The following is a 23,096-nucleotide window of genomic DNA, read 5'->3' as shown; positions in this document are numbered from 1 at the left end:
ATGAGAGGGAAACGTTATGGGTGATGAAATGAAACAAACAGAAACAGGAATGCCGTCGCTGACACTGGAGCCGGAATTGGTCATGAAACCGGAAAAAGAACCGGAAGTACAGGCACCGGTGCAGCTGATGGAAGTTACGCAGGAAATGAATCCTGTGCAGCAGAAGATGGCACAGACTGTTCTTACGCCGGAAGAACAGCAGATGGTTGAAGATTTTGCAGGAAAGATTGATCTGGAAAATCTGACACAGGTTATGCAGTATGGTGCCGGAACACAGAAGAAGATGGCGGATTTTTCCGATGAAGCACTGAAAAACGTACGTTCACAGGATCTCGGAGAGGTAGGCGATCTTCTGACCGGTGTAGTCGGGGAATTAAAAGGGTTTGATGCGGAAGAAGAAAAGGGACTGTTCGGTTTCTTTAAGAAACAGGCCAACAAGATTGAAACTTTGAAAAACCGATATGACAAAGCTGAGGCAAATGTCGAAAAAATTTCCGAGACACTGGAGCAGCATCAGGTGCGCCTTCTTAAGGATTCTGCGATGATGGATAAGATGTATGAGCAGAATCTTCTGTATTTCAAGGAACTGTCCATGTACATTCAGGCAGGCAAGTTAAGCCTTTCCAGAATGCGGGACGGCAAGCTTAAAGAATTGGAAGAGAAAGCAAAGCTAACCGGTCTTCCGGAAGATGCACAGGCAGCAAAAGATCTGGACAGCAAATGTGCCAGATTCGAAAAGAAGCTTCATGATCTGGAACTTACCAGAATGATTTCCCTTCAGACAGCACCGCAGATCCGTCTGGTGCAGAATAACGATACAATGATGGCAGAAAAGATCCAGACGACACTGGTCAACACAATCCCGCTCTGGAAAAGCCAGATGGTGCTTGCTCTTGGTATTGCACATTCTACAGAGGCGGCACAGGCACAGAGCCAGGTGTCTGATCTTACGAATGAACTGCTTCGCAAAAACGCTGAGAAACTTCATATGGCATCTGTGGAGACTGCAAAAGAATCCGAGCGTGGTATTGTTGATATGGAAACTTTACAGAAAACAAATGCCGACCTGATCCAGACACTGGATGATGTGATGAAAATTCAGAGAGAAGGCAGAGAGAAACGACAGGCTGCTGAGGCAGAAATGCTTAAGATGGAGAATGATCTGAAGGCAAAACTGCTGGAAATCCAGCACTGACATATGGATAAGAGGAGCTGTTTGACATAGACAGCTCCGCTTTTTCGCTAAAAGGAGAGAAGATTATGTATCGTGATCATACAAAAGTTGTACAGATAGGAAATAAAAAGATCGGCGGAGGAAACCCGATCCTGATCCAGTCTATGACAAACACAAAAACAGAAAATGTAGAGGCAACTGTGCGTCAGATTCTGGAACTTGAAGCTGCCGGATGTGATATCATTCGCTGTGCAGTACCGACGATGGAAGCAGCACAGGCTTTAAAAGAAATTAAGAAACAGATTCATATTCCGCTCGTTGCAGATATTCATTTTGACTATCGCCTTGCAATTGCAGCAATGGAAAACGGCGCAGATAAAATCCGTATTAATCCCGGAAATATCGGAAGTACAGACAGGATTCAGGCTGTCGTGGATGTGGCAAAAGAACGTAACATTCCGATCCGTGTTGGTGTAAACAGCGGTTCCCTCGAGAAAGAACTTGTAGAAAAATATCATGGTGTGACGGCAGAAGGTCTTGTGGAAAGTGCACTGGACAAAGTTCGTATTATCGAAGAAATGGGGTATGATAATCTTGTGATCAGTATCAAATCTTCTGATGTTATGATGTGTGCCAAAGCGCATGAGCTGATCGCCGAAAAGACAGATCATCCGCTTCATGTGGGAATCACAGAGGCAGGAACTCTTTATTCTGGAAATATCAAATCAGCAGTAGGCCTGGGAATTATTCTGTCACAGGGAATCGGTGATACGATACGTGTTTCTCTGACAGGTGCACCGCTGGAAGAAATCAAATCTGCGAAACGCATTCTTAAAACACTTGGACTGCGTAAGGGAGGCATTGAAGTCGTTTCCTGTCCGACCTGTGGACGTACACGTATTGATCTGATCGGACTTGCAAATCAGGTTGAGGCAATGGTACAGGATATTCCGCTGGATATTAAAGTTGCCGTCATGGGCTGCGTAGTAAACGGACCGGGAGAGGCAAAGGAAGCAGATATCGGAATTGCAGGTGGAGTCGGCGTGGGACTTCTTATCAAAAAAGGTGAAATTGTAAGGAAGGTACCGGAAGATCAGCTTCTGGATACACTTCGTGAGGAATTGCTCCACTGGGAAGCATAAAGAGAGGCATAAAACGTGGAAAAAGAATTTTTCGATGTATTTCCCAACTTAAAAGTGAATGATCAGCTGCAGGAATGGCTTGAGATAGTTACTGTTTCGAGAGTGGCATGCAATCCGGCAAAAACCAGACTGTGGGTGTATATCCACAGTGAGCGCTGGATTCATAAGAAATATATCATGGCGCTGGAAAATCAGATTGAACGACAGTTTTTTGCAGGGCTGGAAATGCAGGTGACAGTGATCGAACGGTTTCATTTGTCCAAACAGTATTCACCGGCGAATTTTCTGGATGTTTACCGTTCCAGCATGGAAATAGAGCTGAAGAACTATAATATGCTTGAGTACAATCTGTTCAAACGTTCGCAGATTAGTTTTCCGTCTGACGAACAGATGGATCTGACACTTCCGGATTCTGTAATTTCCAGAGAAAAAAGTGAGATTCTTGTAGAATATCTGCAGAAAGTCTTCTGTGAGCGTTGTGGCATGAACCTTAAGATCAATCTGCAGTTTGTTGAAGCAGAAGAAAGCAAATACCGTAAGAATGCAGCTCTGCAGATCCGACAGGAAGTTGCAAACGTATTAAAACATGCAAAACTGACTCCGGAAGAGGTGCAGGAAGAAAAGACGGAAGAGGCCGCAGAAGCCCAAAAGGACAGCCAAAAAACAGAGACAAAAGCTAAATCAGATCAGAAGCAGAAAACTTTCGAAAAGAAAGGTGCACGTGGGGATTTCCATGGCGGCTTCCGCAGGGACAGCAATCCGGACGTGGTTTATGGAAGAGATTTTGAGGGTGATACGATCGATCTGGAATCCATAACAGGTGAGATGGGCGAAGTTATTATCCGCGGTCAGGTCATGGATGTAGAGGCAAGGGAGATCCGTAACGAAAAAACGATTTTGATTTTTCCTGTGACGGATTTTACAGATTCCATTGTGATCAAGATGTTTCTTCGTAATGAACAGGTGCCGGAGATAACAGATTCTGTGAAGAAAGGGGCTTTCCTGAAATTTAAAGGTGTTACGACAATCGACAGATTTGACAGTGAACTTACTGTCGGTTCGATTTCCGGAATCAAAAAGATTGCTGACTTCCGCAGTACGAGAATGGATACCAGCCCGCAGAAACGTGTGGAACTGCACTGTCATACAAAGATGAGCGATATGGATGGTGTTACCACTGCAAAAGATCTGGTCAAAAGAGCGTACGAGTGGGGGCATAAGGCAATCGCAATCACGGATCATGGTGTTGTACAGGCCTTCCCTGAGGCGAATCACTGTTTTGATGCATGGGGCGGGTGTGTACCGAAGGAATCCGATTTCAAAGTTCTTTACGGAATGGAAGCTTATCTGGTAGATGACCTGAAAGGTATTGTGACCAACAGTAAAGGACAGTTGATAGATGGAAAATTTGTTGTATTTGACATCGAGACGACAGGTTTCTCGCCGCTGACCTGTCAGATCATTGAAATTGGTGCGGTCCGTGTGGAAAACGGAGTGATCACAGATCGTTTTTCAACATTTGTAAATCCGAAAGTACCGATTCCATACAGAATCGAGCAGCTGACAAGTATCAATGATTCAATGGTCATGGATGCACCGGATATTCAGACGATACTTCCACAGTTCCTGGAATTTTGTGAGGGTGCTGTCATGGTGGCGCATAATGCAGACTTTGATATGAGCTTTATCATTGAAAACTGCAAGAGACAGGGGCTTCCACAGGAGTATACATATGTCGATACAGTCGGTATGGCGCGTTTTCTTCTGCCAGCGCTGAACCGTTTTAAACTGGATACAGTTGCCAAAGCAGTTGGCGTATCTCTGGATCATCACCACAGGGCAGTGGATGATGCAGCATGTACGGCAGAAATTTTTGTACGATTTGTGGAAATGCTGAAAGAGCGCGATATTTATGATGTGGATGCACTGAATCAGCAGGGAAATGTTTCGGTCAATACGATAAAGAAGCTGCCAACTTACCATGCAATTATTCTTGCAAGAAATGAGACCGGGCGAATTAATCTGTATAAGCTTGTCAGCCAGTCGCACTTGAAATATTATCGCCGTCGTCCGCGTGTACCGAAAAGTCTTTTTCTCGAACACAGGGATGGGCTTCTGATCGGAAGTGCCTGTGAGGCGGGAGAACTGTATCAGGCAATTCTTCGAAATGCACCGGAACCGGAGATTGCAAGACTTGTTAATTTCTACGATTATCTGGAAATCCAGCCGCTCGGAAACAATGCATTTATGCTGGCAGATGAAAAGAACGACCGTATTCAGTCCAATGAAGACCTGATCGAGATCAACAAAAAAATCGTCAAGCTGGGTGACCAGTTCAAGAAGCCGGTCGTTGCGACCTGTGATGTGCATTTTATGGATCCGGAGGATGAGATCTACCGCCGTATCATCATGGCTGGAAATGGTTTTTCTGATGCGGATAACCAGGCACCTCTCTATCTTCGTACTACCGAGGAAATGCTGGAAGAGTTTTCCTATCTTGGAAGCGAAAAAGCAGAAGAAGTCGTTATTACAAATACAAACAAAATCGCAGATATGATCGAGAAGATTTCACCAATTCATCCGGATAAATATCCTCCGGTCATTGAAAACTCTGATCAGGATCTGAAGGATATCTGTTTTAATAAAGCACATGAGATGTATGGAGAAGTACTTCCGCAGATTGTAGAAGACCGACTGAATAAAGAACTTCACTCTATTATTTCCAACGGTTATGCGGTTATGTATATCATTGCGCAGAAACTGGTGTGGAAATCCAATGAGGATGGATATCTGGTAGGTTCCCGAGGATCTGTAGGATCTTCGCTTGCAGCAACGATGTCCGGTATTACGGAAGTAAATCCGCTGCCGCCACATTATCTTTGTCCGAATTGCAAATACAGTGATTTTGATTCACCGGAGGTGAAAAAATTTGGTGGTATGGCAGGTTGTGATATGCCGGACCGTATCTGCCCGAAGTGCGGAACAAAGATGAACAAAGAAGGCTTCGATATTCCTTTTGAAACATTCCTTGGTTTCAAAGGTGATAAAGAGCCTGATATTGACCTGAACTTCTCCGGTGAATATCAGGCAAATGCCCATCGTTATACAGAGGTTATTTTTGGAAAGGGTCAGACATTCAAGGCAGGAACCATCGGTACACTTGCGGAAAAAACAGCGTTTGGTTATGTGAAAAACTACTACGAAGAACGTGGACAGCACAAACGTTACTGTGAGATCAACCGTATCGTACAGGGATGTACCGGTATCCGAAGAACGACCGGACAGCATCCGGGCGGTATCATTGTTCTTCCTGTTGGTGAGGAGATTGAGAAATTTACACCGGTGCAGCATCCGGCAAATGACGAAAACAGTGATATCATCACGACACATTTTGATTATCATTCCATTGACGGAAACCTTCTGAAACTTGATATTCTCGGACACGATGATCCGACAATGATCCGTATGCTGGAGGATCTTACCGGCTTAAGTGCCAGAGATGTTCCTCTGGACAGCAAAGAAGTTATGTCTTTGTTTGCAGGTACGGAGGCATTGGGAATAAAACCGGAAAATATCGGCGGCTGTAAGCTTGGCTGCCTTGGTGTGCCGGAGTTTGGTACGGATTTTGCGATGCAGATGCTGATTGATACAAAGCCAAAGTATTTTTCTGACCTTGTACGTATTGCCGGTCTGTCTCATGGTACGGACGTATGGCTTGGCAATGCACAGACCTTGATCGAAGAGGGAAAAGCAACGATTTCCACCGCAATCTGTACACGAGATGACATCATGATCTACCTCATCAGTATGGGCGTAGAGAGCAGTCTTGCGTTCACTATCATGGAGGCCGTCCGTAAAGGAAAGGGACTTCGTGATGAGTGGGAAGCAACTATGAGAGAACATAATGTACCGGAATGGTATATTTGGTCCTGTAAAAAAATTAAGTACATGTTCCCGAAGGCACATGCTGCGGCATACGTTATGATGGCATGGCGTATTGCCTGGTTCAAGGTGTTTAAACCGCTGGCATATTATGCGGCATTTTTCAGTATCCGGGCAACGGCATTTTCTTATGAGACAATGTGTATGGGTCGTGAGCGTCTGGACTTTTATCTGGCAGAATTGCGTAAAAAGGGTGATGCAGCATCAAAGAAAGAACAGGATACTATCAAAGATATGCGAATCGTACAGGAAATGTATGCGCGTGGTCTGGAGTTTATGCCGATCGACCTTTACCGCGCAAAGGCAAACCGTTTTCAGATCATAGATGGGAAACTGATGCCGGCACTGAACTGTATTGAAGGTATGGGAGATAAGGCTGCCGAGGCCGTGGTAGATGCGGCAAAGCAGGGAAAATTCCTGTCAAAGGATGACTTCCGTGACAGGACAAAAGTCAGCAAAACAGTCATCGACCTTATGGATGATATGGGATTGTTTGGAGATATTCCGCAGTCGAACCAGTTTTCACTGTTCGACGGGGTAATTGCATGATCCTGCATATATAAAAGTCATGTAGTAAGTTTGTATTACTGATTGGAATGTGGGATATGTTAACATGGCAAAAAGGAGAAGAACATGAAAAAAGAGGAATTGAGATATTTACAGAGACTTGCGGAACTGTACCCGACGATCGGGAAGGCTTCTACGGAGATCATCAATCTTCAATCGATTTTAAATCTTCCGAAAGGCACGGAGCATTTTATGTCGGATCTGCATGGCGAATACGAAGCGTTTTCACACGTGCTCCGAAATGGCTCCGGTGCAGTCCGAAAGAAAATAGATGATGTATTTGGGCATACCCTGAGCAACAGCGATAAGAAAGCGCTGGCAACTTTGATCTACTATCCAAAAGAAAAAATACAGCTGGTCAAAAAAACAGAAGATGATATGGAAAACTGGTACAAGATTACATTGTACCGACTGATCGAAGTCTGCAAGACGACGGCATCGAAATATACACGATCCAAGGTACGTAAAGCCCTGCCGCCGGATTATGCTTATGTGATCGAGGAACTGATCACGGAAAAGGCGGAGGTTCTTGATAAAGAAGCGTATTATGATTCAATTGTAAATACGATCATTCAGATCGGACGTGCAGAGAATTTTATCATTGCACTTGCAGAACTGATCCAGCGTCTTGTTGTGGATCATCTTCATATTCTCGGGGATATTTTTGACCGTGGACCGGGACCGCATTTTATTATGGACCGTCTGATGAAATATCACTCCCTTGATATCCAGTGGGGAAATCATGATGTTGTATGGATGGGAGCAGCTGTGGGACAGCGGGCATGTATTGCGACGGTACTTCGCAACAGCATTCGTTATGGAAATCTTGACATTCTTGAGGATGGTTATGGAATCAATATGCTGCCGCTTGCAACCTTTTCCATGGAAGTTTACAAAGATGATCCGTGCAGTGCTTTTGAGATGAAAGGTACTTCTAATTATAATGCACTGGAAAAAGAACTCGGCCAGAAGATGCACAAAGCGATTTCTATCATTCAGTTCAAGCTGGAGGGACAGCTTATCCGAAGACACAGGGAATTCCATATGGAAGACCGTTGTCTGCTTCACAGGATCGATCCGGTGAAGGGAACTGTGACGCTTCCGGACGGAAAGGAATATCCGATGCTGGATACAGAATTTCCGACGATTGACTGGAAACATCCGTATGAGCTGACCGCAGGAGAGCGAGATGTGATAGAACGTATGGAAACAGCTTTCCGCAACTGCGAAAAACTTCAGAAACATATGCGTCTGCTTCTGGATAAGGGTGGTTTGTACAAGATATATAATGGAAACCTGCTTTTCCATGGATGTATTCCCCTGAATGAGGACGGCAGTCTGAAAGAAATTCAGATTTACGGAAAAAAATATAAGGGTCGTGAGCTGTATGATGTGCTTGAAACTTATGTAAGAAGAGCTTTTTTTGCAGTCGATAGTGCTGAGCAGCGAAAAGGTATGGATATCCTCTGGTTTATCTGGGCAAGTCCGTCCTCTCCATTATTTGGCAAGGATAAGATGACTACATTTGAGAGATATTTTATAGCAGATAAAGAAACGCATAAAGAAACAAAAGGTGCATATTATCGCCTGCTTGAAAACGAAAACGTAGTTGATACACTCCTTGAAGAATTTGGCCTTTCTCCGAAGTCAGGGCATATTATCAACGGTCATGTACCAGTGCATCAGGGAGAGGGAGAAAGCCCGGTCAAGTGCAATGGTAAAGTGATCGTTATTGACGGTGGTTTCTGTAAAGCATACCAGAAGGTAACCGGAATTGCCGGTTATACTCTGATCTACAATTCTTATGGATTGATCTTAAGTGCACATGAGCCATTTGCATCAAAAGAGCAGGCTGTTTCCCAGGAAAGTGATATTGTATCCAACAGGGTATCCGTACACTATACATCGAAGCGACGTCTGGTGGGAGACACCGATACCGGAAAAGCACTGAGGGAACGTATTGAAGAACTTATGCAGCTTTTGGATGCATATCGTAAAGGTTACATAAAAGAAAAGAAATAGACAGAAATAAGAAACACAACAGGTAAGACTGAAACAGAGGTGGTACCAATGAGAAGAAAAAACAGGCTGAAAATGCTGCTGATTATCCTGATATCGATCTTTATTATGTTTGCGGCAGCGGCACTTCTTCTGGCAAGCTTTCAGAGAAGTGCGAGAGAAGCGAAGCAAAAAAAGGAAGCAATTGAAAATGCGGCAAAACTGACACCAACGGCAGAGCCTACAGCGATACCGTCTCCAAGTCCGACGCCGAGACCAACGGCTACACCTACTCCGGTTCCGGAGCAGAGAGTTACGTTTAATCCGGATAATTTCTGGGATTACTGGTACAGTACAGATGGCCTTGTAACAATCAATATTTACAATATCAGTCAGGATACCGTATCATTTAGTTTTTATCAGACGGATGCAGGACAGACACAGGCAGTATCTGCGGATATAACTGCAGAAGTTGCCGGAAATGCAGCGGCGTTTTCCTTCGGTGATTCAGCGGGAAACTCAGCGTCAGGTAATCTGACATTTGATAATGGGCAGCTTTATCTGAGAGTGACTACAGCAGAGCCGGTATCTTCCGTGTATCCGAATGTAAGCTGTATCATGAGCAGAAATCAGGTCGTGATCAACCCGCCGGAACCGACGGCTACACCGACACCTTCAGAAGAGCAGCCACAGGTCACCGCGGAGAGTGGGGAATATTTCTTCCCGGAGAGTAGCAGCCGTTATCTTACAGATGAAGAAATTTCCAACTATACCTCAGATCAGTTGGAGCTTGCAAAAAATGAGATTTATGCGCGTCATGGAAGACAGTTCGTGACGGATTATATTGCGGACTATTTTAACAGCAAATCCTGGTATCAGGGAACGATAGATCCGGAGACTTTTGATGCAGAACAGGGTTCTGTTTTTAATGAGTATGAAATCGCAAATATTAATAAAATCCAGCAGTGGGAAGATCAAAAAGCAAGTGAAGGAAACTGAGAAATTTTGATTTTATAATGAAAAAGAGGAAGCAATCCAATCGGGATGGCTTCCTCTTTTTTTCGTTGATGAAACAGAAATGACTATTTTACAGGTGCTTTGTTGTCGGTACGACCTACAAGATAATCAATCGTTGTGTCATAATAGTCAGCAAGGCGGATGAGCATTTCAATCGGAATGCCACGTGAGCCTGTTTCATAATGAGAATAGGAACGCTGACTGATATGCAGAATTTCACCAAGCTGTCGCTGAGAAAGGTCAGAATCTACACGAAGATCCTGAATACGTTGAAACTTCATAAGCTCACCTCCTGTTTTTTTGCAATTATAAAACAGACCGAAATGTGCTATTGCGTTTGGGAGCAAAATGGACTATAATGAAATGAAATACAGAGGGCTTATATACAAATTCTATCTATCTTTTTTGCCGCTCTTATTTATGGAGGGCTAAAATCTTTAAAATCCCATGAGTGATATAACAAAATACAGATTTATATGAGGTTCATTGAGAAGAAAATGCAAATCGGGAGCATTTACAGACAGAAAGGAGATTTATGTTTGCAAGTGTTTTTTCAGCAGCCATTTCAGGAATGGAAGTTCATCTCATAAAGGTTGAAGCAGATGTAAGTGACGGACTTCCTTCCTTCACTATGGTCGGTCTGCCGTCGACTCAGGTAAAAGAAGCACAGGATCGGGTACGTACAGCCCTTAAGAATAACGGAATCGCGCTTCCGCCCAAGAGGATCACCGTCAATCTGGCACCGGCGGATATCAGGAAGGAGGGCGCAGGTTTTGATCTTCCACTGGCAGCGGCTGTACTTGCGGCTGCCGGCGTGCTTTCAGCAGCACAGTTGGGAAATGTAATGATGGCGGGAGAAATCGGATTGAATGGAGAAATCCATGCGGTATCTGGAATCCTGCCGATGATCATTCGGGCAAGGGAAGAAAAGTGTCGTTTCTGTGTAGTTCCGTATGATAATCTGAGGGAAGCACATCTGATCCCTGATATGAAAGTGATCGGTGTATCTAATCTGCAGGAGATGATCCGCTATGTTGGTGCACCGGATTCTTATAAAAAGGCAGTGGAGACCAAAAGAAAAGAGAAACAGGAAAATGCAGTGGATTTTTGTGAGATCCATGGACAGGAAAGTCTGAAAAGAGCAGTCGAGATTGCTGTCAGTGGATTTCATAATCTTCTGATGATCGGTTCGCCGGGAGCCGGTAAGACGATGATCGCCAGGCGAATTCCGGGAATCATGCCGGAGCTTACAGTAGAAGAAGGACTGGAACTGACGAAAATTTACAGTATTGCCGGATTACTGCCGGCAGAAGACCCACTGATCCGGATACGTCCTTTTCGAAGTCCGCACCATACCTGTTCTGCACAGGCACTGGCAGGCGGCGGAAGGAATCCACGTCCGGGAGAAATCACGTTGGCACACAGAGGAGTACTGTTTCTGGATGAGATGCCGGAGTTTTCCAGAAGAAGCCTGGAAATCCTGCGTCAGCCACTGGAAGATAAGGTGATCCATATTTCGCGTGTTTATGGAACGTATGATTTTCCGGCACATTTTATGTTGTGTGCAGCAATGAACCCATGTCCCTGTGGATATTATCCGGATATGAACCGATGCAGATGTACACCGGCACAGGTAGGGCAATATCTGGGGAAACTCAGCCAGCCGCTTCTGGACAGACTGGATCTCTGTGCAGATGTTTCACCGGTAGATTTCGATGGGATGAGCAATGGAAAGATTGGCGAAAACACGAAACAGATACGTATGCGGGTAGAAGCAGCACAGCAGATACAGAAAGAACGCTTTAAGGATGAGAAGATTCAGTTTAACGGAGAAATGAGCGGAAAGCAGGTCGAAAAATTCTGCCATCTGGATGATTCGGCAGGCAGGCTTCTTAAGATGGCATTTCAGCATATGCCGTTCAGTGTGAGAGCGTATCACAGGATTTTGAAGGTGGCACGTACGATTGCAGATATGGAGGCTTCGGAGAATATCAATAAAGAACATTTAGGGGAAGCTTTATCGTATCGTTCCTTTGACAAAAAATACTGGAACTGAAAAATGATTAAAAACATTCAGAATAAAAATCAGGTAAAAGAGATAATGTATAGAGGAGATATTTATATGGAAGAAACTCAAAAAATACCAATCAGGGAAGTAGGGGCGAAGGATAAAGAATATCCGGAAAAATTGCGTCAGTATACTGGAATGCCGGAGAAGTTATATATCAGAGGTAACTTTCCGGATCCGGAAAAACCGACAGCAGCGATTGTCGGTGCGCGGGCGGCAACTCCTTACGGGCGTATACAGGCATTTCGGTATGCGAGATACTTAAGTGAGGCGGGAGTACAGGTCATTAGTGGGATGGCCTACGGAATCGACACGGAGGCACATAAAGGGGCTCTGGAAGGAAGAGGAGGAACCTGGGCTGTTCTTGGAAACGGACCTGATATCTGCTATCCGTCAGGCAACAGAGGGCTGTATCAACGTATCCTGCGTACAGGTGGAGGAATCATCAGCGAGCAGACACCGGGGACAAAAGCACGAAATTATTTTTTTCCGGCAAGAAACCGGATTATCAGTGGACTGGCAGATCTTGTTCTGATCGTAGAGGCATGTGAAAAGAGTGGTTCCCTGATAACGGCACAGTGGGCCCTGGATCAGGGCAAGGCAGTTTTTGCTGTACCGGGACCGGTCAATGAGGAGAGAAGTATGGGATGTCATAAACTGATCTATGATGGTGCAGGAATTGCTTACACACCGGAAATCCTGCTCCGTGAGATGGGAATAGAGTATGAAAATCCTGTTAAAATAAAGACAAAAAATGACTTAGGGCTTGCAACCGATTTGAAATTGGTGTATAGTTGTCTCGATTTACGACCAAAATCTATGGATTTTTTGATTCAGAAAACAGGACTTCCGCCGGAAAAAATCGGCAGTCTTTTGCTGGAACTGACATTGTCAGGATTGGCACTTGAAGTCGGCAGACACTACTACGTAAAGACAACATAACAATGAGTGACGATGATTTTCCCGGAAGTTTTTATGAATAATGGATAAGTAGGAGAGATAGCATGGCGAAATATCTGGTGATAGTAGAGTCACCTGCGAAAGTAAAAACTATAAAGAAATTTCTGGGAAGTAACTATGATGTACAGGCATCCAACGGACATGTGCGGGATTTTCCCAAAAGCCAGTTCGGTATTGATGTAGAGAATGATTTTGAACCGAAATACATCACGATCAGAGGAAAAGGCGAACTTCTGGCAAATCTCAGAAAGGCTGCCAAAAAAGCAGATAAGATTTATCTCGCAACTGACCCTGACCGTGAGGGAGAAGCAATTTCCTGGCATCTGATGCAGGCACTGAAAGAAGATCCGTCTAAAATGCGCCGAATCTCCTTCAATGAGATTACAAAGACTGCAGTAAAAGCTTCAATCAAGCAGCCACGCGATCTGGATCTGAATCTTGTGGATGCACAGCAGGCGAGAAGAATGCTTGACCGAATGGTAGGTTATACGATCAGCCCGCTTCTGTGGGTAAAGGTCAAAAGAGGATTAAGTGCAGGCCGTGTACAGTCGGTTGCACTGCGTATTATCTGTGACAGAGAAGAGGAGATTAATTCATTTATTCCGGAAGAATACTGGAGTCTTGACGGCGAGTTCAAGATAAAGGGAGAGAAGAAACCTCTGCAGGCTAAATTCTACGGTACGGATAAGAAGCTTCCGGTCCATAACAGAGCAGAGATGGATAAGATACTGAAAGCACTGGAAAATGCGGAGTATGAGATCACAGAAGTTAAAAAGGGTGAGCGTACCAAGAATGCACCGCTTCCGTTTACGACCAGTACTCTGCAGCAGGAGGCTGCCAAGACGTTAAACTTTTCCACTCAGAAAACTATGCGTCTGGCACAGCAGTTGTATGAAGGTGTGGACATCAAGGGCAGTGGTACTGTTGGTCTGATCAGTTATCTGCGTACCGATTCCACGCGAATCTCACAGGAAGCAGATCAGGCAGCAAGAGAGTATATTGAAGCGCAGTATGGAGACGACTATGTTTCCACTACAGGTAAGACTGTCAAGAAGGAACAGAAGATTCAGGATGCGCATGAGGCAATCCGACCAACCGATATTACCAGACTTCCGGCAATGATCAAAGAGTCTTTGTCCAGAGATCAGTTCCGCCTGTATCAGCTTATCTGGAAACGTTTTACTGCCAGCCGCATGTCAGCAGCGAAATATGAGACAACATCTGTAAAAATCGGAGCAGGAGAATATACCTTTACAGTTGCGGCTTCAAAGATTGTATTTGATGGTTTTATGTCTGTGTATGTGCAGGAAGAAGATAATCAGAAAGGCAATGTATTAAGCCAGAGCCTCGAAAAAGGCATGAAACTGGAACTGACAGAATTAAAGCCGGAACAGCATTTCACACAGCCGCCGGCACATTATACGGAAGCATCTCTGGTAAAAGCGCTGGAAGAGCAGGGAATCGGACGTCCGAGTACGTATGCGCCGACGATCACAACGATCATCAGCCGTCGTTATGTGTCTAAAGAACAGAAAAATCTCTACGTGACAGAACTCGGAGAAGTTGTCAATAATATTATGAAACAGGCTTTCCCGAGTATTGTAGATGTTCGTTTTACTGCGATGATGGAAGGACTGCTTGACTGCGTGGAAGAAGGCACGGTTCAGTGGAAGACAGTTGTGCGTAACTTCTATCCGGATCTGAAGCGAGATGTTGACGCGGCAGAAAAGGAACTGGAAAAGGTTGAGATTCAGGATGAAGTCAGTGATGAGGTATGCGATGTCTGTGGACGTAACATGGTCATCAAATATGGACCTCATGGAAGATTTCTTGCGTGCCCGGGATTTCCGGAGTGCAGAAACACCAAGCCATATTATGAAAAGATTGGTGTGGCATGTCCGAAGTGCGGTAAGGATGTCGTGTTGAAAAAGACTCAGAAGGGACGTAAATATTACGGTTGCATTGACAATCCGGAATGCGATTTCATGTCATGGCAGAAGCCATCGGCAAAGAAATGTCCGAAGTGTGGAAGCTATATGGTCGAAAAAGGAAATAAGATTGTCTGCAGTGAGACAACTTGCGGTTATGTGGAGCAAAAGTCTAAAGAAGACTAAATATATAAATTTTCTGAAAATGCGGACAAAATCGAAAAAAATATAAAAATATCTTGTGTTTTCGTTATAAAACGTGTAAAATTAGAACATAAAGACAGAAACATCGAGAAAACATGAGAAGGAGGCCGTAATGAGCGTTCAGTTGTTGGATAAAACCAGAAAAATTAATAAACTTTTGCACAACAGCAGTTCCAGTAAAGTTGTGTTTAATGATATCTGTCAGGTTCTGATGGAAACTTTAAGCTCTAACATTCTGGTGCTCAGCAAAAAGGGTAAAGTGCTTGGAATCAGTCTGTGTCCGGGTGTCGAAGAAATCACTGAACTGATCGAGGACAACGTAGGCGGACATATTGATTCCCTGTTGAATGAACGTTTTCTGGGCGTATTATCTACAAAAGAAAATGTAAATCTTCAGACACTTGGCTTTGAACATGTAAACAGCAGCTGCTATGGTATCATCAATCCAATCGATATCGCGGGAGAACGTCTGGGAACTGTATTTATGTACAGAAATGACAGACCATATGATATAGAGGATATCATTGTCAGTGAATATGGCACGACCGTTGTCGGTCTGGAAATGATGCGTGCAGTCCATGAAGAAAATGCAGAAGAGGATCGTAAGCAGCAGGTCGTTAAATCCGCATTTAATACGCTGTCATTCTCCGAGCTGGAGGCAATTATTCATATTTTTGATGAGCTTGATGGTGAGGAAGGTATTCTGGTTGCAAGCAAGATTGCAGACCGTGTGGGTATTACGAGATCAGTTATTGTCAATGCACTTCGGAAGTTTGAAAGTGCCGGAGTTATCGAATCTCGTTCCTCCGGAATGAAGGGTACGTACATTAAAGTATTGAATGAAGTGATCTTTGACGAACTGGAAGAGATTAAGGCACAGAGGAATAAAAAATCTTCATAAATGAATATAGTCGTACAAAAAGCAAAAGCCTTTCCCATTTTGGGAGAGGTTTTTCTTTACTTAAAATAAGAAAGTGAGAAAACAAGAGAAAATAAGAGAAAATAAAAGAATATAAATAAAAATGTATTGATTTGTGACTGTAAAAAGAGTTGCACAAAATCACGAATTTCAATAATATAGGGACAGTGATTAGCACTCAAGCGAAATGAGTGCTAGTAATAAAAAGAAAGGCAACAATAAAGGAGGACATAGATCATGAAATTAGTACCTTTAGGTGACAGAGTTGTATTAAAACAGTTAGAAGCAGAAGAAACAACAAAATCCGGTATCGTACTTCCGGGACAGGCACAGGAAAAACCACAGCAGGCAGAAGTTATCGCTGTAGGACCTGGTGGAGTAGTTGAAGGCAAAGAAGTGAAGATGGAAGTTGCTGTAGGAAACAAAGTTATCTATTCCAAATATGCAGGAACAGAAGTAAAACTTGACGGTGAAGAATACATCATCGTAAAACAGAGCGACATTCTGGCAATTGTAGAATAGTAGTAAGTATTCAGTAGGTAGTATCCCGCGAGGTGCTTTGGCATGTTTTTGCCAAAAGCCCGAGACATACAAGGCAAAATGCTATCACCGAAGGTGAGTTGGAATGCATTTTGACTCGTAACTGAGAGGGTACTGAACAGTTATGAATAATATTCAGGAGGACAGTCATCATGGCAAAAGAAATTAAATTCGGCGCAGAAGCAAGAGCTGCACTTGAAGCCGGCGTAAACAAACTTGCAGACACAGTAAGAGTCACAATCGGCCCAAAAGGAAGAAACGTAGTACTTGATAAACAGTTTGGTGCTCCGCTTATCACAAACGACGGTGTTACAATCGCAAAAGAAATCGAACTGGAAGACGGATTCGAAAATATGGGTGCACAGCTTATCAAAGAAGTAGCATCCAAAACAAATGATGTAGCAGGTGATGGTACTACTACAGCTACCGTACTTGCGCAGGCAATGGTTCACGAAGGAATGAAGAACCTGGCAGCAGGTGCAAACCCGATTATCCTGAGAAAAGGTATGAAAAAAGCAACAGATACTGCAGTAGATGCAATCAAAGAGATGAGCCAGAAAATCAGTGGAAAAGCTCAGATCGCAAACGTTGCTTCTATCTCTGCAAGCGATGAAGAAGTCGGACAGTTAGTTGCAGACGCAATGGAAAAAGTTTCCAACGATGGTGTTATCACTGTAGAAGAATCCAAAACCATGCATACAGAACTTGATCTTGTAGAAGGTATGCAGTTTGACCGTGGATATATTTCTGCATACATGTCCACAGATATGGAAAAAATGGAAGCAAACCTTGAAGATCCATACATCCTGATCACAGATAAGAAAATCAGCAATATTCAGGAAATTCTTCCGTTACTGGAGCAGGTTGTTCAGGCTGGTGCAAAGCTTCTCATCATTGCTGAAGATGTAGAAGGTGAAGCACTTACAACTCTGATTGTAAACAAATTAAGAGGAACATTCCAGGTAGTAGCTGTTAAGGCTCCGGGATATGGTGACAGAAGAAAAGAAATGCTTCAGGATATCGCAATCCTGACAGGCGGACAGGTGATTTCCGAAGAACTGGGACTTGAACTCAAAGAAGCTACAATGGCTCAGCTTGGACGTGCAAAATCTGTTAAAGTTGCAAAAGAAAACACAGTTATCGTTGATGGACTTGGTGACAAGAAAGCAATCGAAGACCGTGTTGCTCAGATCCGTAAACAGATCGAAGAAACAAAATCTGAATTCGATAAAGAAAAATTACAGGAAAGACTTGCAAAACTGGCAGGTGGCGTAGCTGTTATCCGTGTTGGTGCTGCAACTGAAACTGAGATGAAAGAAGCAAAACTTCGTCTGGAAGATGCTCTTGCAGCTACAAGAGCAGCCGTAGAAGAAGGAATCATCGCAGGTGGCGGATCTGCATACATCCATGCATCCAAAAAAGTTGCTGAGCTTGCTGCAACTCTGGAAGGTGATGAGAAGACTGGTGCGAATATCATTCTCAAAGCTCTGGAAGCTCCGTTATTCCACATTTCTGCAAACGCAGGACTGGAAGGCTCCGTTATCATTAACAAAGTAAGAGAATCCGAACCAGGCATTGGTTTCGATGCTCTGAATGAGAAATATGTAGATATGGTAGGCGTTGGTATCCTTGACCCGGTTAAGGTTACAAGAAGCGCTCTTCAGAATGCAACAAGTGTTGCATCTACACTCCTGACTACAGAGTCTGTAGTTGCCACAATCAAAGAAGATACTCCGGCTATGCCGGCAGGTGCGCCAGGAATGGGCGGCATGATGTAAATAAAGTACAAAATTTAAGGGATTGGCGTCATAGACGCTGATCCCTTTTTGTGATAGAATTATTTAAAATACCTTTAAGGAGAAGATGATATGAGTGACCTTTATTCAGAATTTCTGGTGAAGAAAGAATCGACAGCAAAGGATGCAATAGTTAAGTACGGGCTGATCGTGCTGACCATTCTTGCGGCAGGAGCCGGGCTGTTTATCAGTCCATTGCTTCTGGTTCTGGCAATTGCGCTGGGAGTTGCATGTTATTTTGTGATTCCGCGGACGGATCTGGAGTATGAGTATCTTTTTGTAAACGGGGAATTTGACATTGACATGGTTATGGCAAAGTCCAAACGTAAAAAAGTGATGTCTGTGAATCTGTCAGAAGCAGATCTGATCGCTCCGCTGAATTCCCACAAAATGGATTATTACAACGGAAACAGCCGCATGAAAACACTGGATTATTCTTCGGGAAATCCGGAACACAAACGCTTTGCAATCATCATGAAAGCCGGTGGGGAGAACAGCCGGATCATCATTGAGCCGGATGATGAGATGGCAAAAGCTATCAAAAATTCAGCTCCGAGCAAAGTTTTTTTGGATTGACACCTCAGTTCTTTTTTGTTACACTTTGAATCAAAATCAAAACAACATAATACAAGGGAGGAAATGCAATGGGTACAATTATCGGTGAAGGCATTACATTTGATGACGTCCTGTTAGTTCCGGCATATTCAAAAGTAATTCCGAATCAGGTAGATGTTACAACACACTTAACGAAAAAAATCAAGCTGAACATTCCTATGATGAGTGCAGGAATGGACACAGTTACTGAGCATAGAATGGCAATTGCAATGGCCAGACAGGGCGGTATCGGTATCATTCATAAAAATATGTCCATTGAAGCACAGGCTGAGGAAGTAGATAAGGTAAAACGTTCTGAGAACGGTGTTATTACTGATCCATTCTTTTTATCCGCAGATCATACACTTGAAGATGCCAACAATCTGATGGCAAAATTCCGTATTTCAGGTGTGCCGATCACAGAAGGCAAGAAACTGGTAGGTATTATTACCAACCGAGATCTGAAATTCGAAACTGATTTCACAAAGAAAATCGGAGAATGCATGACTTCTGAGGGACTGATTACAGCCAAAGAAGGAATCACACTTGAAGAGGCAAAGAAAATCCTTGCCAAATCCCGTAAAGAAAAATTACCCATTGTAGATGACGATTTTAATTTAAAAGGTCTGATCACGATTAAAGATATCGAAAAACAGATCAAATATCCTCTTGCAGCAAAAGATGAGCAGGGACGTCTGCTCTGCGGTGCAGCTGTTGGTATTACATCCAACGTGCTTGCACGTGTAGATGCTCTAGTAAAAGCAAATGTTGACGTAATCGTAGTAGATTCTGCGCATGGTCATTCCGAAAACATTCTCCGTGCCGTACGCCAGATCAAGGATGCATATCCGGATCTTCAGGTAATTGCAGGTAATGTTGCAACCGGTGCAGCTACAAAGGCTCTGATTGATGCTGGCGTAGATGCGGTTAAGGTTGGTATCGGACCTGGTTCTATCTGTACCACACGTGTAGTTGCAGGTATTGGTGTTCCACAGATCACAGCAGTTATGGATTGTTATGAAGTGGCAAACCGCTACGGTATTCCGGTCATCGCAGATGGCGGTATCAAATATTCCGGAGATATCACAAAAGCAATTGCTGCCGGAGCAAATGTCTGCATGATGGGAAGCATCTTTGCAGGATGCGATGAGAGCCCGGGAACATTCGAACTTTATCAGGGACGTAAATACAAAGTATACCGCGGTATGGGATCTATCGCAGCTATGGAAAACGGCAGTAAAGACCGTTATTTCCAGGAGAATGCGAAGAAACTTGTTCCAGAAGGTGTAGAAGGCCGTGTGGCTTACAAAGGCCATCTGGAGGATACTGTATTCCAGCTTATGGGAGGTCTTCGTTCCGGTATGGGTTACTGTGGAGCAGAAGATATCGAAACACTGAAGACAACCGGCAAATTTGTAAAAATCTCCGCAGCTTCCCTGAAAGAATCTCACCCACATGATATTCATATCACAAAAGAAGCTCCAAACTACAGCGTAGACGAATAATTGTTTAAATTTTTGTTCTTGCTAAACTGAATAAATTAGTATATTATGAAGACAACGACTGCATGACTGGCGGAAGTAGGATGAACTACAGGGAGTGCAGTAAGTGAATGTGCCGACCGCCTGGGCAGCCTGATAACAGACTGACCAGGCGGTCTTTACTTTCGATTTAAAATCAAGGTGGCGCATCCGATTCTATTATGTACAAAAAAGGAGAATGATCATGGAAAAAATCTCACTGGAAAATGAACTGAAAAGCAATTCTTATCCGGGACGCGGAATTATCATCGGACGTTCTGCAGACGGAACAAAAGCAGTAACTGCTTACTTTATCATGGGAAGAAGCGAAAACAGCAGAAACCGCGTATTTGTCACAGAAGGAGAGGGTATCCGTACACAGGCGTTTGATCCTTCTAAGCTGACAGATCCGAGCCTGATCATTTATGCACCGGTGCGTGTTCTTGGAAACAAAACCATCGTGACAAATGGTGATCAGACCGATACAATTTATGAGGGGCTGGACAAACAGCTTACTTTTGAGCAGTCCTTAAGATCTCGTGAATTTGAACCGGATGGACCGAATTATACACCTCGAATTTCCGGTGTGATGCACATTGAGAATGGAAATTACAGCTATGCGATGTCCATTCTGAAAAGTGATAATGGAAATCCGGATTCCTGTCTCCGTTATACATACGCTTATGAAAAAGCAGTTGCCGGCGAAGGCCGTTTCATTCATACATACAAATGTGACGGAAATCCGCTTCCGAGCTTTGAAGGAGAACCGAAACTGGTTGATATTCCAGATGATATAGAGGCATTTACAGAACTGCTCTGGAACAGCCTGAATGAAGACAACAAAGTTTCTCTGTTTGTACGTTATATTGATATTGCAACAGGTACTTATACAACAAAGATCGTAAACAAAAACCACTAAGGAGGAACAGACGAAGATGAATGAATTACAGTTAAAATACGGATGCAACCCGAATCAGAAACCTTCCAGAATCTACATGGAAGAGGGAAAAGATCTTCCGATCAAAGTTCTGTCCGGAAAACCGGGATATATTAATTTTCTTGATGCATTTAACGGCTGGCAGCTTGTACGTGATCTTAAAAAAGCCACAGGACTTCCGGCGGCTACTTCTTTCAAACATGTTTCTCCGGCTGGAGCTTCTGTAGGACTTCCGCTTACAGAGACACTTGCAAAGATCTACTGGGTAGATGATATGAACTGGAAAGAGTTTTCTCCGCTTGCATGTGCATATGCAAGAGCAAGAGGTGCGGACAGAATGTCCTCTTTCGGTGATTTTATTTCGCTTTCGGATGTCTGTGATAAGGATACAGCAATGCTGATCAAGAGAGAAGTTTCTGATGGTGTGATCGCACCGGGATATACAGAAGAAGCACTGGAAATCCTGAAACAGAAGAAAAAAGGAAATTACAATGTGATCGAGATTGATCCTGATTATGTACCGGCACCGCTGGAACACAAACAGGTATTTGGTGTGACTTTTGAGCAGGGACGTCAGGAACTGGCAATTGACGATGAACTGATCTCTAATATCGTAACTGACAATAAAACTCTTGCAGAAGAGGCAAAACGAGACCTTAAGATTTCTCTGATCATTCTGAAATATACACAGTCCAACTCTGTGTGCTTCGTAAAAGACGGCCAGGCAATTGGCGTCGGAGCCGGACAGCAGTCACGTGTACACTGTACCAGACTTGCAGGACAGAAGGCAGATAACTGGTTTCTTCGTCAGAGCCCGAAGGTGCTGAATCTTCCGTTTAAGGAGGGTATCAGCAGAGCAGAAAGAGACAATGCAATCGATGTTTATATTGGCGAGGAATACATGGATGTGCTTGCTGACGGAGCATGGGAGCGAGTATTTGCTGAGAAACCGGAAGTATTTACAAGAGAAGAAAAACGTGCATGGCTGGATCAGTTAAAAGGTGTAACACTTGGTTCCGATGCGTTCTTCCCATTCAGTGATAATATCGAGAGAGCACATAAGAGCGGTGTGGAATTTATTGCACAGCCAGGCGGATCAGTGAGAGACGACGATGTGATCGCGACATGTAATAAATATGGAATGGTGATGGCGTTTACGGGAATCAGACTGTTCCATCATTAAAGAAAAGAGTATATATTATTACGACCACCCGGTCATTTATGTATCTGCATGAAAACGGCTTCGAAAGTGCAGGTTTCTAAGATGTATCAATCCTGTTAAGGGCATTCCCCCAACAATACAAACTCACAGGTTCGGACAGTGTATTGTTGGGGGAGTAACACAGGATGGATACAACTAAGAAATCTGGAACTTTCTGCAGAGGTTTTCAACGAGATACATAAATGACCGGGTGGTCTGTATATAGGGGACGGGAGCAAAGCGAAGCAGTGGGAGGTATTGGTGAAGGAAATATAAGATTAAATATATAGAAGGTTGCTGATAATATAAGAAATAGGATTAACAGGGCATTGTGTAATAAAAGGTGCATTATTGAAAATAAAAAAGAATCAGGAAATTATCCTGACTCTTAAATAAAAAGAGCGATAGACGGGGCTCGAACCCGCGGTCTCGACCTTGGCAAGGTCGCGCGTTACCAACTACGCCACTATCGCATGTGTCTTGCTGAGGCGTGTCCCTCATCGACAAGACATATAATACCAGATATAATTGTACTTGTCAAATGTTTTTTTGAAAAAATTTGAAAAATTTATAAAAATATAATTCTGGC

The 23,096-nt window shown here is 43.7% G+C and carries 16 protein-coding genes, 1 tRNA gene and 1 riboswitch; of the genes, 15 read left to right on the top strand and 2 right to left on the bottom strand.

Annotated features, from left to right (window positions below):
* Nucleotides 1-16: 16 nt before the first annotated feature.
* The 5 genes from BQ7344_RS04235 to BQ7344_RS04215 all read left to right on the top strand — a co-directional run bounded on the left by BQ7344_RS04235 (nucleotide 17) and on the right by BQ7344_RS04215 (nucleotide 9,822).
* Nucleotides 17-1,195, top strand: a complete 1,179-nt coding sequence (locus BQ7344_RS04235) for a toxic anion resistance protein (RefSeq protein WP_072521558.1) — start codon at nucleotides 17-19, stop codon at nucleotides 1,193-1,195.
* A 65-nt stretch (nucleotides 1,196-1,260) separates the two neighbouring features.
* On the top strand, nucleotides 1,261-2,316 hold the full coding sequence (ispG, locus tag BQ7344_RS04230) for a flavodoxin-dependent (E)-4-hydroxy-3-methylbut-2-enyl-diphosphate synthase (RefSeq protein ID WP_072521557.1): 1,056 nt from the start codon (nucleotides 1,261-1,263) through the stop codon (nucleotides 2,314-2,316).
* A 15-nt stretch (nucleotides 2,317-2,331) separates the two neighbouring features.
* Nucleotides 2,332-6,807, top strand: a complete 4,476-nt coding sequence (locus BQ7344_RS04225; protein WP_072521556.1) for a PolC-type DNA polymerase III — start codon at nucleotides 2,332-2,334, stop codon at nucleotides 6,805-6,807.
* Nucleotides 6,808-6,891: 84 nt separating this feature from the next.
* Nucleotides 6,892-8,847, top strand: coding sequence for a fructose-1,6-bisphosphatase (locus tag BQ7344_RS04220; protein WP_072521555.1), 1,956 nt, complete (start codon nucleotides 6,892-6,894; stop codon nucleotides 8,845-8,847).
* Between the two features lie 48 nt (nucleotides 8,848-8,895).
* Nucleotides 8,896-9,822: a YARHG domain-containing protein gene (locus BQ7344_RS04215; RefSeq protein ID WP_072521554.1), complete on the top strand. Its 927-nt coding sequence runs from the start codon at nucleotides 8,896-8,898 to the stop codon at nucleotides 9,820-9,822.
* An 83-nt stretch (nucleotides 9,823-9,905) separates the two neighbouring features.
* On the opposite strand, the gene BQ7344_RS04210 is transcribed toward BQ7344_RS04215, so the two are convergent.
* Nucleotides 9,906-10,121 (bottom strand): helix-turn-helix domain-containing protein, encoded by a 216-nt coding sequence (locus BQ7344_RS04210; protein ID WP_015540854.1) that lies wholly within the window; start codon nucleotides 10,119-10,121, stop codon nucleotides 9,906-9,908.
* A 254-nt stretch (nucleotides 10,122-10,375) separates the two neighbouring features.
* Between BQ7344_RS04210 and BQ7344_RS04205 the strand changes: the two genes are divergently transcribed.
* The 10 genes from BQ7344_RS04205 to BQ7344_RS04160 all read left to right on the top strand — a co-directional run bounded on the left by BQ7344_RS04205 (nucleotide 10,376) and on the right by BQ7344_RS04160 (nucleotide 22,489).
* Nucleotides 10,376-11,896 (top strand): YifB family Mg chelatase-like AAA ATPase, encoded by a 1,521-nt coding sequence (locus BQ7344_RS04205; protein WP_072521553.1) that lies wholly within the window; start codon nucleotides 10,376-10,378, stop codon nucleotides 11,894-11,896.
* 66 nt (nucleotides 11,897-11,962) lie between these two features.
* Nucleotides 11,963-12,850: a DNA-processing protein DprA gene (gene dprA, locus BQ7344_RS04200; RefSeq protein WP_072521552.1), complete on the top strand. Its 888-nt coding sequence runs from the start codon at nucleotides 11,963-11,965 to the stop codon at nucleotides 12,848-12,850.
* A gap of 62 nt (nucleotides 12,851-12,912) precedes the next feature.
* Complete coding sequence (gene topA / locus BQ7344_RS04195; RefSeq protein WP_072521551.1) at nucleotides 12,913-14,982, top strand: type I DNA topoisomerase; 2,070 nt, start codon at nucleotides 12,913-12,915, stop codon at nucleotides 14,980-14,982.
* 130 nt (nucleotides 14,983-15,112) lie between these two features.
* Nucleotides 15,113-15,901 carry a GTP-sensing pleiotropic transcriptional regulator CodY gene (gene codY / locus BQ7344_RS04190; protein ID WP_015540858.1) on the top strand — a complete coding sequence of 263 codons (789 nt, stop codon included), beginning with the start codon at nucleotides 15,113-15,115 and terminating at the stop codon, nucleotides 15,899-15,901.
* Between the two features lie 255 nt (nucleotides 15,902-16,156).
* Nucleotides 16,157-16,441 carry a co-chaperone GroES gene (groES, locus tag BQ7344_RS04185; protein WP_015540859.1) on the top strand — a complete coding sequence of 95 codons (285 nt, stop codon included), beginning with the start codon at nucleotides 16,157-16,159 and terminating at the stop codon, nucleotides 16,439-16,441.
* Nucleotides 16,442-16,611: 170 nt separating this feature from the next.
* On the top strand, nucleotides 16,612-18,237 hold the full coding sequence (gene groL / locus BQ7344_RS04180) for a chaperonin GroEL (protein WP_072521550.1): 1,626 nt from the start codon (nucleotides 16,612-16,614) through the stop codon (nucleotides 18,235-18,237).
* 90 nt (nucleotides 18,238-18,327) lie between these two features.
* Nucleotides 18,328-18,831, top strand: a complete 504-nt coding sequence (locus BQ7344_RS04175) for a DUF6106 family protein (protein WP_072521549.1) — start codon at nucleotides 18,328-18,330, stop codon at nucleotides 18,829-18,831.
* A gap of 68 nt (nucleotides 18,832-18,899) precedes the next feature.
* Nucleotides 18,900-20,354, top strand: a complete 1,455-nt coding sequence (gene guaB / locus BQ7344_RS04170) for an IMP dehydrogenase (RefSeq protein WP_072521548.1) — start codon at nucleotides 18,900-18,902, stop codon at nucleotides 20,352-20,354.
* 52 nt (nucleotides 20,355-20,406) lie between these two features.
* A riboswitch (ZMP/ZTP riboswitch) is annotated at nucleotides 20,407-20,487 on the top strand.
* Between the two features lie 87 nt (nucleotides 20,488-20,574).
* Entirely contained in the window at nucleotides 20,575-21,288 is a 714-nt protein-coding gene (locus BQ7344_RS04165) for an IMP cyclohydrolase (protein ID WP_072521547.1), read from the top strand.
* A 16-nt stretch (nucleotides 21,289-21,304) separates the two neighbouring features.
* The gene (locus BQ7344_RS04160; RefSeq protein ID WP_072521546.1) at nucleotides 21,305-22,489 is read left to right on the top strand and encodes a phosphoribosylaminoimidazolecarboxamide formyltransferase; all 1,185 of its coding nucleotides are present in this window, start codon (nucleotides 21,305-21,307) and stop codon (nucleotides 22,487-22,489) included.
* Nucleotides 22,490-22,907: 418 nt separating this feature from the next.
* Here BQ7344_RS04160 and BQ7344_RS04155 read toward each other — a convergent pair.
* Nucleotides 22,908-22,980: transfer RNA gene (locus BQ7344_RS04155), tRNA-Gly, on the bottom strand.
* Between the last annotated feature and the right edge of the window lie 116 nt (nucleotides 22,981-23,096).

Source organism: Blautia sp. Marseille-P3087 (assembly GCF_900120195.1).
Classification (GTDB): Bacteria; Bacillota; Clostridia; order Lachnospirales; family Lachnospiraceae; genus Blautia_A.
The sequence above is the reverse complement of the archived record's forward strand: the minus strand, read 5'-3'. Positions and strand labels throughout refer to the sequence as shown.

Coding starts and splice junctions, on each gene's coding strand:
- dprA (WP_072521552.1), top strand. CDS start 11,963: ATGGAAGAAACTCAAAAAATACCAATCAGGGAAGTAGGGGCGAAGGAT.
- groL (WP_072521550.1), top strand. CDS start 16,612: ATGGCAAAAGAAATTAAATTCGGCGCAGAAGCAAGAGCTGCACTTGAA.
- groES (WP_015540859.1), top strand. CDS start 16,157: ATGAAATTAGTACCTTTAGGTGACAGAGTTGTATTAAAACAGTTAGAA.
- guaB (WP_072521548.1), top strand. CDS start 18,900: ATGGGTACAATTATCGGTGAAGGCATTACATTTGATGACGTCCTGTTA.
- codY (WP_015540858.1), top strand. CDS start 15,113: ATGAGCGTTCAGTTGTTGGATAAAACCAGAAAAATTAATAAACTTTTG.
- BQ7344_RS04220 (WP_072521555.1), top strand. CDS start 6,892: ATGAAAAAAGAGGAATTGAGATATTTACAGAGACTTGCGGAACTGTAC.
- BQ7344_RS04175 (WP_072521549.1), top strand. CDS start 18,328: ATGAGTGACCTTTATTCAGAATTTCTGGTGAAGAAAGAATCGACAGCA.
- BQ7344_RS04160 (WP_072521546.1), top strand. CDS start 21,305: ATGAATGAATTACAGTTAAAATACGGATGCAACCCGAATCAGAAACCT.
- BQ7344_RS04235 (WP_072521558.1), top strand. CDS start 17: ATGGGTGATGAAATGAAACAAACAGAAACAGGAATGCCGTCGCTGACA.
- BQ7344_RS04210 (WP_015540854.1), bottom strand. CDS start 10,121: ATGAAGTTTCAACGTATTCAGGATCTTCGTGTAGATTCTGACCTTTCT.
- BQ7344_RS04205 (WP_072521553.1), top strand. CDS start 10,376: ATGTTTGCAAGTGTTTTTTCAGCAGCCATTTCAGGAATGGAAGTTCAT.
- BQ7344_RS04165 (WP_072521547.1), top strand. CDS start 20,575: ATGGAAAAAATCTCACTGGAAAATGAACTGAAAAGCAATTCTTATCCG.
- BQ7344_RS04215 (WP_072521554.1), top strand. CDS start 8,896: ATGAGAAGAAAAAACAGGCTGAAAATGCTGCTGATTATCCTGATATCG.
- ispG (WP_072521557.1), top strand. CDS start 1,261: ATGTATCGTGATCATACAAAAGTTGTACAGATAGGAAATAAAAAGATC.
- topA (WP_072521551.1), top strand. CDS start 12,913: ATGGCGAAATATCTGGTGATAGTAGAGTCACCTGCGAAAGTAAAAACT.